Here is a 15,126-nt window from a genome sequence, read left to right on the forward strand (position 1 = left end):
ACTACCTGGAATGAAATCAATTAAAATTGTCGGCACGGGCAGCGCATTACCGGAAAAGGTTCTCACTAATTTTGACCTTGAAAAGATGGTGGACACAAGCGATGCCTGGATTGTAGAACGTACTGGGATTCGAGAACGACGGATTGCCGACGAGAATACCGCAACATCTGACCTTGTTGCGGTAGCGACCGAAAGGGCTTGTGCTCAAGCCGGATTGAAGCCTTCGGACCTTGATACGATTATTGTTGCGACCAGTACCCCGGATACCGTTTATCCCGCAACCGCCTGCTGGGTCCAGAAGCGATTGGGAATTGCTGGCAGTGCGGCATTTGATATCAGTGCGGGCTGTTCCGGTTTTCTTTTTGCGCTTGAGGTGGCAGCTAATTTGATTGTTGCCGGCACAGCCCGGAAGGTTGCGGTTGCGGGCGGTGAGGTGATGTCGAAAGTAGTTAACTGGAAGGACCGAGCAACCTGTGTGCTATTTGGCGATGGTGCGGGTGTTGCCATCGTAGTACCTGGTGACGGTAAATCAGGAATTCTGTCGTCCAACTGGGGTTGCGATGGGAATCTTGCGCCATTGCTTTATCAGCCCGCCGGTGGTACAAGGCTCCCGACCAGTGAAAAGACGCTCAGGGAAATGGCGCACACCGTTCATATGGAGGGCAATCAGGTTTTTAAGCATGCGGTGCGGGCAATGGGCGGGGCAGCATTGAAGGCACTTTCCGAAGCCGGTATCAGCGCTCAGGATGTTAAACTTTTTATACCGCATCAGGCAAATATGAGAATTATGGAGGCAGCGCGCGAGCGAACCGGGATACCAGTTGAGAAGATGTTTGTCGTTCTTGACCGTTATGGGAATATGTCAGCGGCAACGATTCCGGTGGCGATTGATGAGGCGTGGAGGCAGGGGCGAATTCAAGACGGCGATATTCTACTTTTGACCGCTTTTGGCACCGGTTTTACCTGGGCAGCAGCCGCGTTGCGCTGGTAAAACCCAATAAATAGAATTTCAGTTAATTTCGGTCGGTCTTTTCCAGATTATCAGAGTTAGAAACGGACCAAGGCGCCACCCCAGGTCAAACCGGCACCAAAGGCAACAAGAATTGCCCGGTCACCCGGACCAATAAGATTGTTTTTACGTGCTTCGTCAAGGGCAATGATTGTTGATGCCGAAGAGGTGTTGGCATATTTCTGAATGTTGACGAAAACCTTTTCCATCGGGAAGTTGAGGAGTTTTGCCATCGCTTCGATGATTCTGAGGTTAGCCTGATGGGGAATAATAAGTTTGATTTCTTCGGCTTGTAACTTTGTTTTCTCAAGCAGGCGTCGGACTACATCCGCCATGGAACGGACAGCGATTTTGAAAATTGCGCTGCCATTCATCTTCAAGTAATGCAGCCGCTGCTGGACCGATTCGACCGAAGCGGGAATTGCTGAACCTCCAGCCGGCATATAGAGGTCTTTGCCGTGAGAACCGTCGGCACCGAGATAGGTGGCAATAATGCCGCGCTCTTTTTCGGTGGATGCTTGTAGTATTGCGGCGCCGGCGCCGTCGGCAAGCAGAACTGCGGTACTGCGGTCCGTCCAGTCGGTGATTTTCGACAGGACTTCAACACCAACAACCAGGACGGTGCGATAGGCACCGGTAGCGATGAATTGGCGGGCAGTAGTAAGGGCGTAGATAAAACCCGAGCAACCGGCAGCGATGTCCATAGCCGCGGCATTGGCCGCTCCCAGTTTATGGTGGAGGATGCAAGCGGTCGAAGGAAAAGGCATGTCACCGGTTACCGTTGCGACAATAATCAGGTCGATTTCCTCGGGTTTGAGTCGGGCATCAGTGAGTGCCTGCTGGGCAGCCCGCAGGGCAAAGTCGGAAGCGGCTTCTTCCGGTTTAGCGATTCTGCGTTCTTTCATCCCGGTACGCTCCGTAATCCATTCGTCTGATGTGTCAAGAATTTTCTCTAAGTCGTCATTGGTCAGGATGCGTTCTGGGACCGCAAAGCCGGTACCAGTAAGGATAGCCGAGTACAATGTCGGTTGATGGTCGGCGTCGTCGACAATTGACCGGGGGGAAGTAACAGTATAATTCATATTATTAACTATTTTAGGTATTTTTTTTATTAAGTCAATAAATGTTTAAGCAGGAATTGCGCACGAGAAATTCGTAAAGAAAATCTTGACGAGGCAACATCGGTTACTAATATTATTTAATCATCAGCAAATTTTAAAGAAAGGTGGTTTTATGGCGCAAAAAGTTAGATTGGGCATCAATGGTTATGGACGAATTGGTCGTTTGGTTAGCCGGCTGGTAGCCCGTCATCCGAGAATCGAACTTGTTGGAGTTAATGATGTTACCGATGCGGCAACGCTGGCCCATCTCTTAAAATACGATTCGGTGCACGGTATGTTTAAAGAGGATGTGGTGTGCGAAGGGGATGAATTGGTCATTGCCGGGAGGCGGGCAAAGGTAACCGCGATTAAGTCCCCAGCCGAATTACCCTGGCGTGAACAGGCGGTAGATATTGTGCTGGAATCAACCGGACTCTTTCGGAGTTACGAAAAGGCGTGTGGCCATTTGCAAGCGGGTGCGCGCAAGGTGGTAATTTCTGCTCCGCCCAAAGGTGAAGGGGTTAAGTCAATCGTAATGGGCGTGAATCAAGATTCGTATAACCCAGCAGAAGATAATATTATATCCAATGCGTCCTGTACTACCAATTGTGTTGTGCCCGTCGCCAAGGTGCTGCATGAGCGATTCACGATAAAACAAGGGTATATGACGACAGTTCACGCTTACACTAATGACCAGAGGATTCTTGATTTGCCCCATTCTGATTTGCGGCGGGCAAGGGCAGCCGCACTGTCAATGATACCGACTTCGACCGGAGCAGCAAAGTTAATCGGGGTAATTTTCCCCGAGCTGAAGGGTAAAATCGATGGGATGGCGATTCGAGTTCCGACGCCGGATGTGTCGATTGTTGACCTGGCCTGTGTTGTAGAAAAAAAGACGACGGTTGACGAAGTTAACCAGGCGTTCCGGGAGGCGGCTGAAGGCAAACTGAAGGGGATTCTGGAATATCTTACCGCGCCACTGGTTTCGGTTGACCTGGTTGGTAATCCTCACTCGGCGATTTTTGATGCCGGCTTGACTTCGGTTGTTGACGGTAACCTGGTTAAAGTTTATGCCTGGTACGATAACGAATTCGGCTATGCCTGCCGGTTGGTGGATTTGATTGATTTTATTGCCGAGAGGATGTAATGGAAAAAGTTACGGTGCGTGACCTGCCGGTTGCCGGGAAGCGGGTTTTTGTTAGGGTCGACTTCAATGTCCCGTTTGATGGTGCGGGCAATATTGCCGATGATACCAGAATCCGGGCGGCGCTGCCGACCGTCCGCTGGCTTCTGGAGGCGGGAGCTACTGTTGTGCTCGGGTCTCATCTGGGAAAGCCAAAAGGGAAGCCTGACCCGAAATTTACTTTGCGACCGGTGGCACTGCATTTTGAGACCTTGTTGAGGCAGACGGTATATTTTGCACCGGAATGCGTTGGTCCTGAGGTTGTTAAACTACTAAAAACGGTTCCGCCCGGTTCGGTGGTGTTGCTGGAAAATCTGCGGTTTCATCCGGAAGAGGAGAAAAACGACCCGGTTTTTGCCAAGAGTCTGGCGGCACTGGTTGATCTTTATGTCAATGATGCCTTTGGCACGGCACACCGTGCTCATGCATCAACGGTTGGTATGGCGAAATTTTTTGCTCAGCCCGCCGCCGGTTTTTTGATGGAGAAGGAGCTTGAATATCTGGGTAGAGTTCTCAAGTCACCAGAGCGTCCATTTGTTGTTATGATTGGCGGGGCGAAAATTTCGGATAAGGCGGGGGTAATAAAGAACTTACTGCCAATGGTGGACAAGTTATTAATTGGCGGCGGTGTGGCTTTTAACTTTCTGAAGGCACGTGGTTTAAATATCGGTAAATCTATATATAATGAAGACCTTATGGCTGAAACCAAGAATTTAGTTAATGACAAGCGAATTGTTCTGCCAGTTGATGTACGAGTGGCACTACCTTCTGATGTAGAAAAGGGTGTACAGGTAAAGGTGACTGAAATACCGCAGGACGGGATTGGGTTAGATATCGGCGACGAAACGGTTAACTTATGGACGAAGATATTAAGCGAAGCGCGGACCGTAGTTTGGGCGGGTCCAATGGGGATGTTTGAAAAACCGGAGTTCAGTCGGGGAACGGTGGCGATTGCTCGAGTGTTAGCAGAGGTAACAAAACGAGGGGCGGTAACGGTTGTTGGGGGCGGTGATACGGTTGCGGCTGTAAAAATGGCGGGTGTTGAAAACATGATCAGTCACATATCTACCGGCGGTGGTGCGACATTGGAGTTTTTGGAGGGGAAGATTTTGCCCGGGGTTGCGGTACTGAGCGATAAAAAATGAGCGAGAAAACACTCCCGCCGTTGGTGGCGGGTAATTGGAAAATGTATAAAGGTGCCCGCGAGGCGGGTGAGTTCATCCGATTGCTTTCTCAAAAAGTGGGAAATGTAAAGGACCGAGAGGTAGTTGTTTTTCCGCCATTTACCTCAATCCCGACCGTTGCCCAGGTGTTACAGGAGGTTGCCAGCACGATAAGTTACGGAGCGCAGGATGTGTTCTGGGAGGCAGAGGGTGCATTTACCGGCGAGGTTTCTCCGGCATTTCTTGCTGAGCTGGGATGTCGGTATGTGATTGTTGGGCATTCGGAACGGCGTCATCTGTTGGGCGAGACTGATGAGATGTGCCGTCTTAAAGTGGCTGCGGCATTACGTTACGGGATTAGACCAATCCTCTGCTGTGGTGAGACATTACAGGAGCGCGAGGCGGGGGAAACTACCGATGTGATTAAGAAACAGTTGACCGCGGGACTTAGCGGTGTGGCGGCGGATGCAAGTTTCGACATCGCCTACGAGCCGGTCTGGGCGATTGGCACCGGGAAAAATGCCACCGGAGACCAGATTGGTGAGGTTCACAGTTTTATCCGGCGCTGGCTTGGTGAGCGGTACGAAAAGGCAACAGGTGGCATTAGAATCATTTATGGCGGAAGTGTAAAGCCGGCAAATATTGACAGTTTAATGGCGCAGCCAGAGGTTGACGGCGTGCTCGTGGGTGGCGCAAGTCTTGATTTGGAAAGTTTCGTTCGTATTGTCAACTACGGCAGGGTAAAGTGAGATGATACATTCACTCTTGACTTTACTGTTGATTCTGATAATCTACTGATAAGGAGTAAAAGAATATGTATGGAGTACTGATTTTTCTGCATCTTTTAGTCGCGGTCCTTTTGGTGCTGGTGGTTTTAATCCAACAGCCTCAGAAAGGTGGACTGGGAACGATACTCGGTGGTGGTGAGTCGATATTTGGGGGTGGTGGTGCGGCACCGTTTATGGCGAAGATAACATCGGCGCTGGCGGTGGCGTTTATGTTGACTTCACTTGGACTGGTTTTGGTTGGCGCCCGAAGAATCAAGGCGGGAGCGAATCGAACTTCGGTGAAGTCCGATAGCGAAGTAGTAAAAGTTACTCAACTGGAGAAGAAAGATGTACGCAGTAGTGAAAATAGCAGGTTTTCAATACCTTGTTAAACCAGGGGAGGTTGTAACAGTACCTCGTCTGGAAGGAGAACCGGGTAGTCCGGTGCGATTCGATGATGTTTTGATGGTCCGCACTGAAGACCAAGCAATAATTGGTAGACCCAATGTTACCAATGCTTATGTTGAGGGTAATATCATTGAGCACCGTCGGGGTGAGAAGGTGACCGTTTATAAGTTCATCCGTCGGGAGAATTACCGGCGCAAGAAAGGTCATCGACAACCGTTAACCCGGGTGAAGATTACCAAGATTGGTTATGAGAAATAAGGGATGGGCAATTGCCATAAAGTGCAGGAGGAGGTTATGAGAAAAAACTTGCTGGGATTGGTGATGCTGGGTATCTTAATTATCGGAAGTGGTACTATCAGGGCGAATTTGCTGGAAAATGGCGATTTCTCATCCTGGGTAAGTCCGACTCAGCCGGACGGTTGGATTGTTGAAGACAGTACCAAGGCAAAAATCGAGCGGTGTGCTGATACGATACATTCGGCACCTTACGCCTGCCGGATAACAAGGTTGGTGACCGGAACCGGAAACAATTACGGCTTAAAGCAGTTCATTCCAGTAACCCCGGGCACTATTTACACCCTGAGTGCCTGGTATTTTGATGATGATGTCAACGCCCGGGGCGGAATTGTGATTACTTGGTGTCGGGAAGATTCAAGTGCAATTAACAGCACAACGGTAGCATATACCGATTCTGCAATTCACACCTGGCAGCGTTTGGTTAAGACCGATACCGCTCCCGACAGCGCTGTTTTAGCCAAATGCTTGCTACGGGTGTACGGATTTACCGGGAGTCCGGCCGGTGGTGTGGTATATGTTGATGATGTGGAGTTTGACCAGGGTTCTGGGGCGGTTTCGGAAGAGGGTACGAGTGGTCAGCGCGGTGCATTACTTAATACTCTTCCGATGGGAAACGAAAAGGTCGAAATTAAGTTGACTATCGATAGAACAGTAAATGGCAGGTTAAATGTCTACAATTTGATTGGGCTTAAGTGTAGCGAAGTGTGGCGCGGTAGACTTGTTTCCGGTAGTTATAACTTCTACTGGGATGGCAGGGACGAAAATGGGAGACGGCTACCTCAGGGGGTTTACTTTGTTGTACTGGAAGGGGATGCTGTAAAAGCGCAAACGCGGAAATTTATTCTAAATCGGTAAGGGAGTTAAGGAAGTTGAATAAAGGAGTTTTAGACCAACGGGGCGGAAGAGAGCTGGAAACTTTTCCGCCAGTTTTAAAGTTAAGAAACCAGAAAGAGAGGGTGAGAAAATATGAAGGCTAAAAAGGAGAAAGGTATGGCACTCACTGCAATCCAAAAGATCGAAAAACTGGGTAAAAAGGTTGCCAGTATGACCCAGGCGGAACTCGCTCGGGCGGTCGGTGTTTCTCGAGAGCGAATCCGTCAACTTGTGCCACGGATGAAGATTAAACCTGGTCGTCGGGTTGTTGCCTGGCACCGCACGATATCCAAAGCGCAGCGCGCGGCGATGGTTAAGATGCATGAAGCCGGTGCTTCCTTAAATGCAATTGCTAAAAAATACGGTGTCAGCGAGTATCATGTGCGGGAAGTCATCCGACTGGCACGGGGTGAAGCTAAGGGCAAGAAGTCTTCGGGGCGCAAGTAAAGTACAGAGATAAGCAGAGGAACTCTTTAAAAATTAATGGGCGATACCCGAATCGAACGGGTGACCTCTGGTATGTGAGACCAGCGCTCTAACCAGCTGAGCTAATCGCCCTAAATCTGTTTGTAGTTTAACGAACTCTATATCGTAGTCAAGTTTTAAATAAACGAAATCTCACGGGTAGAAGGCCCGGTTTACCCATACCCAAATGGACGGTTGTATCGTAGATAATCTCAGTTTAATAACCATTTCAGTTGCCAACTATTTTCGCCAAACTTAGCAGGATCTGAATTAAATCGTTGACTGGATTGAGATATTTTTGAGCATAGCGGTTGTGGTTTGAATTCCTTTTTCGTCTTTTATTCTCTGATAGATTCTCAGTGCTTGTTCAAGATTGGATTGTGCTTCATTGGGTTGGGATATGGCAAGAAACTCTCCCAGTTTTACAAGACAGTCGGCTTCGCCCTGCGGGTCGTTGAGAAGGCGAAAAAGTTCTAACGCTTGAAGGAGGTACTGTTTTGCACCGGACCCATCGTTGAGGGAATAAAAGACATCGGCTAAAGCACGGCGGATGTTTGCTTCGCGCCGATTGTCGTGCAACTGGCGATTCAAATTTAACGCCTCTTCCAGGCGTTCCTTAGCCTGTGCCGGTTGATTTTGTTTATGTAGTACCAGGCCGATGTGGTAAAGGTCATCAATTGTTGCCGAACGGTTCATTAGACTCTGGTGTCTACTTAAGGCGTCGCTAAAATCTTTTAACGCCTCCTGCCAGTTTCCTTCCAGGAATTTAATTAAACCCTGCTCGGCAATAGCATCAGCAAGGGTCGCCTTGTCTCCGGAGCGGTGGGTTAACTCAATGAGTTGTTCGAGCGCGGCACGGGCTTTTTTCCTGTCTCCTGAGATTCGGTAAGCACGGCAGAGTTCAAGAAGTGCCTTTATCTCGTGCCGGATGTCGGCGCTGCGCCGGCTTAATTCCCGGGCTTCTTCAAGTTGAACGATTCCTTGGGACGGTTCATTTTGCAGAACCCAGAGACGACCGGAGAGGATAAGGTCGCCCGCCAGTTCTTTTTCCCGGTTCGGTTCGCGGTCGAGCATTATCGCTTCATCGATAAGCGCTCGAGCGCGTTGATAATTTTGGTGCATAATACAGTTGACGGCAAGCCCGATGAGATTGCGACTGATGAGTTTACGGTCGTTGACTTTTCGGGCAAAACTGAGCCCCTGTTCAAAAAATTCCCGGGCGATGTCAATGGAATCGGTATGCTCATGAGTCAAACCCAGTTCGTAGAGGGTCCGTGCCTGGCCGCGCAGGTAATTGAGGTCACGGTAAATTTGCAACGCCCGGTCAAGGGCATCGATGGCACGTTTGTAGTCCTGTTGTGCACGATGGATTGTGCCGATGGCGGTGAGATGCTCGGCTTCACCCAGTCGGTTGCGAAACTGGCGTGACATATGCAAGCCATCTTCGTAGGCAGCCCGCGCCCGGTCCAGTTCACCCCGGGTGAAAAGTAGGTCACCGATTGCGGTATACTGCGCCACCGCAGCCCGGTGGTCACCGATACTTTCCAGTAAGCGAAGGGCGGTGCGGTGGTGTTCAAGTGCTGCTTCAATTTGGTTTTTTTGTGCTAAGATTTCCGCAAGGTTGATAAGGGCGCGCGCTTCCCAATCAGCATATTTTATCAAACGGCTGAGGCGAATTGTCTCTTTTAACAATGTCTGAGCTTTTGACAGGTCATTTTTTTCCCGGGCGATTCGGGCAGCGAGAAAACAGGCCGCAGCGGTTGCGCTAATTGAGCCGAGTTTGCGGGCGATGTTGAGTGCCTGGATAAACTCCTGTTCGGCAAGTTCGAGTTTCCGGTTAAAAAACTGGCAACCACCACAGAGTAGATGAAGGGCAACAAGTTCGGTTCCTGCTGCTTCCTTTTTTGCTTCTTCCCAGCGATTTAGGGCTTTATCCCATACCCTGCGCTCTGCCATTTTCATACCGGCTTCGAAAAGACGGGCGACTTCTGCTTTATTTGTGTGAGTCAGACCGTCAATATAAACGATGCCGAGGCGGCGACCAAATTGATTAAGGCGGGTGTAGTAATTACGGAAGGCGGTTCGTTCAATCAAAGACAACTCTTGTTCAAGGAGGAGGAGTTTGTGGCGCAGGCGGGTTTGTTTCCTCACTAACAGTAGAATTACGCCAGCGGCGGTAATGACCAGCATGGTTAAAACAAATAAAACAATTTCCATCGGTAAATGATAATGGGCAAAACTTAAATGGCAAATGATGCCGAGCGGTTTTGAGTGTTTGTTAGCTTCTTCCCCTTGATGGTTTGTTTTGATTGCGGCAAAAGGTTTGCTCGGGCGTGTTTAAGTTCTTGAATGGGAAGTGGAATAAGATGCCTAAATTTGACAGAAGGGGATTAACCAGCGACAATAAGGGGTGAAACATTGGATTATTGCGCTAACTTTGGGCTGGGCGACAGTTATAACAGGATGTCGGGGAACCGGTAAGGTTGAGCCGTTTAAGCCGGACGCGTTGCTGGAACCGATAACAGTTAAAGAGCTAAGCGAAGATGCGGTTGCAATTTGTGCCGATGGGGGGCGGTTACTTCTGTTGAGTGCTTCTGGAACGCGGGTTCTCGTAATTGACACCGGTTTCAGCCGGGTCGAGACATTACCGTTGAATATAAGGCTGGTGCCGCCAAGGGGAATTGGTGCTGACCGATATTACATTTATGTCTATGACGATAATGTTCTTTACCGTCTGGCAAAAGATAAACTAACAATGCAGGGAATTTTGAGTAATGTACGGGTTGCCGGATTGGCGGGCTATGCTCCAGGAGAGGTTCTGGTGAGTGACCGGGAGCGGCAGTTGGTGTTATTGAAGACCCTTTTTGGCGAGAGTCGGGTTTTTCTGGACAAGGTTGATTTGCCGCAACCCGGGGCAATGGCAAATTTTCCGGACGGGGTTTTTGGTATCTTAAGCGCGTCGGACCGGCTTGTTAAGGTAAATCGGGCGGGAATTGTGGTTGGGATGGTAAAGGTTCCTTCTGGTGTTGATATACTATGTGCTGATAAGTTGGGTCGGGCGCTGGTATTAAAAAGCGGCGAACCGGTCTTGTGGCTGGGTGAGGCTGATAAGTTAAAGGGTTATGAGTTGAGCGGGTCGGTAGCACCGCAGGGATGCGCAGTCACGGGTGGGCAATTAGTGATTCTGGATAAGGGGAACCGGTTGATTTTTTATCGTTTGCCAGCGCTTTCCGGTTTGCCCGGGAATGAGGCGGAGCAGGAAAACGGGCTGTTTCCCGGCAGATAAATGCTGGGAGTTTATTTTCTATTTCTGCAGTTAACAACTTTATCAGGCCAAGTGCCCGTGACTGACTACGGTCAAATTTCTGTTTGGCCGCTGGGCGAGCGCCTGGAACGGGTTTTTGTTGCCGATGGAATAAATGCGGTGTATCCGGTTGGGAAAGGTTTTGAAGTCGGTGAGGTGCAGGCGGTCCTAATCCTGGGCAGCGATTCGGTTTTTGTTAATTCTCGGCTTCTGCCGCGGTCAGCGTATCTGCTTAATGTCCGAGAGGGAAAAGTGATTTTTCTTGTACACCTGCCCGAGCTGGCTATCGTTCGGGTGGTGTATCGCTATTTAAGTTTTAGTGACCGCCGGACAATGCCGAAAGGGGAAGTTTTGAGAGTGCTTGAACCGGCGCGCGGGGAGACACTGATTACTGTGGCAAGGATAGATACAATCGGTGCGGAGCCATCCGGGAACTGGACGGTTTCCGGGAGCAAGTCACTTGGATTTTCTGCGGGCAGCGTTTCCGGCGTTGGTATTGACCAGGCAACAAACCTAATTCTTTCCGGGCAGGTGGAAGATGTTTTTGTCGAGGCGGAGCTTTCTGACCAGAGTACGCCAATACCGCCCGAGGGGACAACAAGAGAACTGGAGGAGCTGGACCGGATTGCGATTGCCGTGCGAGGCCGGGGCTGGCAGGGAAATTTTGGCGATGTGGAACTGGGATTTGATGGGGGGATGTTTGGCAAGGTGGCGCGGCGGACACTTGGTGCGGTTGTTAAAGGGAGTTTAGGCAATTTTTCGGTTACCGGGGGTTATGCGAAGCCACGAGGCGAGTTTGGCTCATTGGTGTTAAATGGCATTGATGGGGTTCAGGGTCCATATCCACTGGCACCGGATGGCAGAGCAGCCGAAATTGTGCCGGGGAGCGAGAAGGTTTATCTTGATGGCAAGCTGCTGGTGCGGGGCTGGGATGCCGATTACACGATTGACTATTCTACCGGTGAGCTAATTTTTACCAATCGGCACTTAATTGACCACCGTTCCCGAATAGAGGCGGAGTTTCAGTTTGTCACCGGTGAGTATGAACGGAGTGGGGTTGTTGCCGGGGTTGGGTTTCAACCCGGTCCATTTGGTTTTGAATTGACATTTTTTCAGGAGGGCGATGACCCTAACAGAACCCTGGCGCTGGAGTTGAGCGAGGAGGAGAAAAAGTTGTTGGGCGCGCTGGGTAAAGATACCAGTCGGGCGTGGTTGCCCGGTGGGAAGTTTGTCGGGGAAGGCAAAGGCGATTATGTACAGGAGGAGGGTCATTTTCGGTATGTTGGCAGCGGCAGGGGTGACTATCAGGTGCGTTTTACCCTGAAGGGAGATTCGCTTGGTTCTTATGTGTACGACGACAGTTTACTGGCATTTCGCTATGTTGGCAGAAACCAGGGAAACTATGTTGACAGTGTCCGGGTTGTTTTACCCAAAAGACAGGAGGTGGGTTACGGGAAGATGGTTTTTGACCTTGGCAGATTGCAAGGTGCAGTTGAGGGGGCATTAAGCCAAAGGAGTGCGAATCTATTTGCTCAGAATGGGGCAAGTGACCAGGGTGGAGGCTTGAATCTGAATTTAGGTTGGCAGGATACAATCTGGGGAATAGAGTATCGGCACCGGGTCGCCGGAACCGGGTTTGTTTTTCCTGGTGCTAAACCGGAGGTCGATTTTTCCTATCGCTGGGCGGGTAGCCGTCAGGAGGAACGGAAGAAGAGCGACGAGTTTTTTGTTCGGGTCGCACCCTTAAACTGGCTGGAGTTTACCGGTGAGGCAGGCAGAATGGAGCAATTTTCAGGAAAGGAGTTGGTTCGTGTGGGCGGAAAGGGCAGGATAGGATTCTTAACCCTTGATGGGTTTAAGGTGGATGATTTTTTCCGGGTTGGTGCCACTGTTGCCCCGCGTATTTTCTGGCTTTTTCCCCGGTCCGGCCTGGTGTTTGAGGAACAGGGCATGGGGCGCAATCGGGGTTGGGAAATTGGAGTTGACCTGAAGCCAGGGGAAAGGTTTTTTGGTGGCGCGGGTTTTCAACTGGTTTACTTCGACGAGAAAGACACCTTAATGTCCCGTTGGCTCGGTAGTGGGGAAAGCCGATTGCTAAACCTGAACTGGGATTGGTCGTTAATGGAACGGCTGAAGTTTGAAGGGGTTGGGGGTTATCAGATGCGTTTTTACTACGACTCGACTAATTCGAACTGGAGTCGGATTTTTGGTACGGTGAACACCGTCTGGAATCCGGTTTCGGGAGTGAGATTGGCAACCGATTTAAGTCAATCTTTTCGTCAGGTGCAGTTACGCGATGAACAGTTCCGCTATGTTGGACCGGGTCAGGGGCAGTATGTACGCGACTCAATTACTGGTGGTTATCTGCCTTCACCGGATGGAGATTACGAGCGAGTTGTGGTCTTTCTCGGCAGGTTTGCCGCAGCGCAGGAATTGGGGTGGAACGGGATGGTCGAGTTCAGTCGTTATGAGCCGCTAAACCTTTCCCTTTCTTTTACCCGCAACTGGACCCGCTCGGATACCGGTCTGTTGAGTGAACTTTTTCGGACCGACCTGCGTGCCGAACTGAATTCTTTCGTACCGGTTTTTAGCCCGAGTGCGGGTTTTTCTATTGACCGCAGTCAGGACCGAACCCTTACCTTTACAGGAAGAGGGGTGACTAATTATCGGGTGTTTCTTGAGATGGCAAGCGGTGCACTTAAAGAACTGGAGTTGCAGGGAAAAGTGGAGCGTGCGGAGCGAACACGGCGACTGGTTTCCGGTGAGGTTGACTATGAAGAAAAAGGATGGCGCTTTTCGTTTTCCCCGATTATTGGCAAACAGTTGCGGCTGGAGGTTATTCTGGCTTACGAACCCAAGGAGTTAAGCGAGCCGCTCGCTTACCCGGAACTGGGCAAGTTTCGACTGGATGCTCTTGAAGGTTGGTTAGCAAGGAGCAGTTCATTTGCTTCAAAAACAAAGTTGCGGGTTAGAGCAGGGGGGACCTATCGCCGGGCGTCAGTTGAGGTCTTACCCTGGGATGTGGAGTTGAATCAGCCTTTGGGATTTGTGCCAGAGGTGGGCGTAGAACTGGAGCAGATTTTCAGCGAAATTTTCAGCGCTACCGGGAGATACAACTACACCGACCGGCCCGGACGAACGGCAGAACACGAAGTAAGTTTTGAGTTACGGGCATTTTTTTAATCGGTGACCAAATCAGTTTTTGCTTGACAGGAGGCGGGGTTTTGGTGTATTGTTTTGTGCGGAGTTTATCAGGATGCACATCCATTTTTTGAGGAATAAGCATCAAAAAAGGTTTAAATCGGAAGAGTTCCGCATACCCGGCAAACCAAGGAGGGTGCTATGATGTCTTCAAGCCGGTCAGGTGCTCCGAGAATGGGTCCACCGCGGCGCGGCGCCAAAAAATCCAGTTCATTTCAGATGATGTTGTTTCTGGTTGTGGCGGTTCTGGTGGTGGTAATCATTGCTGTGGTTGCGTTTGGCGGCAAAAAGGGCGGAACCACAAAGACCGCCCGGGAAAAGAGGTCCCGAACTACGACGGTTGCAAAGACCGATGCCGGTTCGGAAACGCAGACGAGAGTCAGGAGTTCTGGCGGAAGAAGAGAACGAGAGGGCCGGCGTAGAATGACAAGAGAAGAAAGGGCAGCCCAGCGGCGAGAACGCAGGAAAAGGGAACGGGAAACGGGCCGGGTTACGGTCCGAAGTTCCCGGGGCGGTTACAGCACAAGAAGAAGCACTACGCCGGTTTTAAGAGCGATTATCGCGGAGCCGAGTGGTGGACGGGTGGCAGTGATTGGTGAACGGAAAGTTAAGGCAGGTGACCAGATTGAGGGGCGCAGGATTACCGAGGTAGGACCGGACAAGGTTAAGGTAGAGTATTTTACCAAAACCTACGAGGTAAAACTTAATCAACCACTTTACTAAAGATAGAACAATAGTTAGATATAGCCGTTTTGTTTTGTTGCTCGGGCTGTTGTTAACCGCCGTTTATCCCCGAGAACTGATTTTTAACGGCGATTTTGAACTGCCCCCAGATTCAGGATGGCAGATTGTGCGCTGGGGTCTTTTTCCTGATACCGGTAATTGCCGTTTGCGCTGGCAGCACAGTTTTAATCCGGACCGGGACTTTGAGGTACTGATTCACAAGATGCTTCATCAGGGGATGAAACTTTATCAGCGCGTGGAAACTCCTTCAATTGACAGTTTAGAGTTTTCCGTTTCCTGCCGGCTCACCGCCAAAAGTGAAAGTGATAGCCTGTTTGCCGCGGCAGCGGTCTGTCTGGAGTTTCTTGATAATGAAGATTCGGTTCTGGGCGAGACAAGGGTTTATTTCGCGACCCGGGGTTGTGATTGGCAGAACAGCCTATGGTTGCATCTCATTCCTGCCCCGGACTCATTGAACTGGTACGATTACCGTTTTCTGCTCCGGGATGAACTGGAAAGTCTGCCCGGAGTTCAGCCCGAACTGGTTAAGGCGGTTCGGATTGGACTGCTCGGGTTTGTCCTTGACAACTGTTGAGGGGTTTATCCGGCGGCGAAGGTCTTCGCCGATGACAT

At 50.3% G+C, this 15,126-nt stretch carries 14 protein-coding genes and 1 tRNA gene; 12 read left to right on the forward strand and 3 right to left on the reverse strand.

All coding sequences use genetic code 11. The annotated features are described in order from the left end of the window. The first annotated feature begins 10 nt into the window (after positions 1 to 10). The gene (locus tag HPY86_00525; GenBank protein ID NPV13408.1) at positions 11 to 991 is read left to right on the forward strand and encodes a ketoacyl-ACP synthase III; all 981 of its coding nucleotides are present in this window, start codon (positions 11 to 13) and stop codon (positions 989 to 991) included. Between the two features lie 56 nt (positions 992 to 1,047). On the opposite strand, the gene HPY86_00530 is transcribed toward HPY86_00525, so the two are convergent. Next, positions 1,048 to 2,091 (reverse strand): ketoacyl-ACP synthase III, encoded by a 1,044-nt coding sequence (locus HPY86_00530; protein NPV13409.1) that lies wholly within the window; start codon positions 2,089 to 2,091, stop codon positions 1,048 to 1,050. 151 nt (positions 2,092 to 2,242) lie between these two features. Between HPY86_00530 and gap the strand changes: the two genes are divergently transcribed. The 7 genes from gap to HPY86_00565 all read left to right on the forward strand — a co-directional run bounded on the left by gap (position 2,243) and on the right by HPY86_00565 (position 7,247). After that, positions 2,243 to 3,256, forward strand: a complete 1,014-nt coding sequence (gap, locus tag HPY86_00535; GenBank protein NPV13410.1) for a type I glyceraldehyde-3-phosphate dehydrogenase — start codon at positions 2,243 to 2,245, stop codon at positions 3,254 to 3,256. Next, a complete protein-coding gene (locus HPY86_00540) occupies positions 3,256 to 4,437 on the forward strand; it encodes a phosphoglycerate kinase (protein ID NPV13411.1) in 1,182 nt (393 codons plus the stop codon). The genes gap and HPY86_00540 overlap by 1 nt, the downstream gene beginning before the upstream one ends. Further along, positions 4,434 to 5,204, forward strand: a complete 771-nt coding sequence (locus tag HPY86_00545; protein NPV13412.1) for a triose-phosphate isomerase — start codon at positions 4,434 to 4,436, stop codon at positions 5,202 to 5,204. The genes HPY86_00540 and HPY86_00545 overlap by 4 nt, the downstream gene beginning before the upstream one ends. Before the next feature lie 65 nt (positions 5,205 to 5,269). Further along, a complete protein-coding gene (secG, locus tag HPY86_00550) occupies positions 5,270 to 5,614 on the forward strand; it encodes a preprotein translocase subunit SecG (GenBank protein NPV13413.1) in 345 nt (114 codons plus the stop codon). Then, on the forward strand, positions 5,583 to 5,888 hold the full coding sequence (gene rplU, locus HPY86_00555; GenBank protein NPV13414.1) for a 50S ribosomal protein L21: 306 nt from the start codon (positions 5,583 to 5,585) through the stop codon (positions 5,886 to 5,888). The genes secG and rplU overlap by 32 nt, the downstream gene beginning before the upstream one ends. A 36-nt stretch (positions 5,889 to 5,924) precedes the next feature. After that, complete coding sequence (locus HPY86_00560) at positions 5,925 to 6,782, forward strand: hypothetical protein (protein NPV13415.1); 858 nt, start codon at positions 5,925 to 5,927, stop codon at positions 6,780 to 6,782. Between the two features lie 111 nt (positions 6,783 to 6,893). Further along, the gene (locus tag HPY86_00565; GenBank protein ID NPV13416.1) at positions 6,894 to 7,247 is read left to right on the forward strand and encodes a hypothetical protein; all 354 of its coding nucleotides are present in this window, start codon (positions 6,894 to 6,896) and stop codon (positions 7,245 to 7,247) included. 37 nt (positions 7,248 to 7,284) lie between these two features. Here the strand turns inward: HPY86_00565 and HPY86_00570 are convergent. Both HPY86_00570 and HPY86_00575 read right to left on the reverse strand, forming a co-directional pair. After that, positions 7,285 to 7,358 (reverse strand) — tRNA-Val (locus HPY86_00570). Between the two features lie 177 nt (positions 7,359 to 7,535). Next, positions 7,536 to 9,482, reverse strand: a complete 1,947-nt coding sequence (locus tag HPY86_00575) for a tetratricopeptide repeat protein (protein NPV13417.1) — start codon at positions 9,480 to 9,482, stop codon at positions 7,536 to 7,538. A gap of 193 nt (positions 9,483 to 9,675) precedes the next feature. On the opposite strand from HPY86_00575, the gene HPY86_00580 reads away from it, so the two are divergent. From HPY86_00580 to HPY86_00595, 4 genes are all read left to right on the forward strand, one after another. Continuing rightward, a complete protein-coding gene (locus tag HPY86_00580; protein NPV13418.1) occupies positions 9,676 to 10,551 on the forward strand; it encodes a hypothetical protein in 876 nt (291 codons plus the stop codon). A 51-nt stretch (positions 10,552 to 10,602) separates the two neighbouring features. Continuing rightward, on the forward strand, positions 10,603 to 13,752 hold the full coding sequence (locus HPY86_00585; GenBank protein ID NPV13419.1) for a hypothetical protein: 3,150 nt from the start codon (positions 10,603 to 10,605) through the stop codon (positions 13,750 to 13,752). A 159-nt stretch (positions 13,753 to 13,911) separates the two neighbouring features. Continuing rightward, positions 13,912 to 14,493, forward strand: coding sequence for a hypothetical protein (locus tag HPY86_00590; GenBank protein NPV13420.1), 582 nt, complete (start codon positions 13,912 to 13,914; stop codon positions 14,491 to 14,493). A gap of 37 nt (positions 14,494 to 14,530) precedes the next feature. Next, positions 14,531 to 15,088: a hypothetical protein gene (locus HPY86_00595; GenBank protein NPV13421.1), complete on the forward strand. Its 558-nt coding sequence runs from the start codon at positions 14,531 to 14,533 to the stop codon at positions 15,086 to 15,088. Positions 15,089 to 15,126: the final 38 nt, after the last annotated feature.

This window comes from candidate division WOR-3 bacterium, from assembly GCA_013177935.1.
Lineage (GTDB): Bacteria > Hydrothermota > Tepidihabitantia > Tepidihabitantales > Tepidihabitantaceae > Tepidihabitans.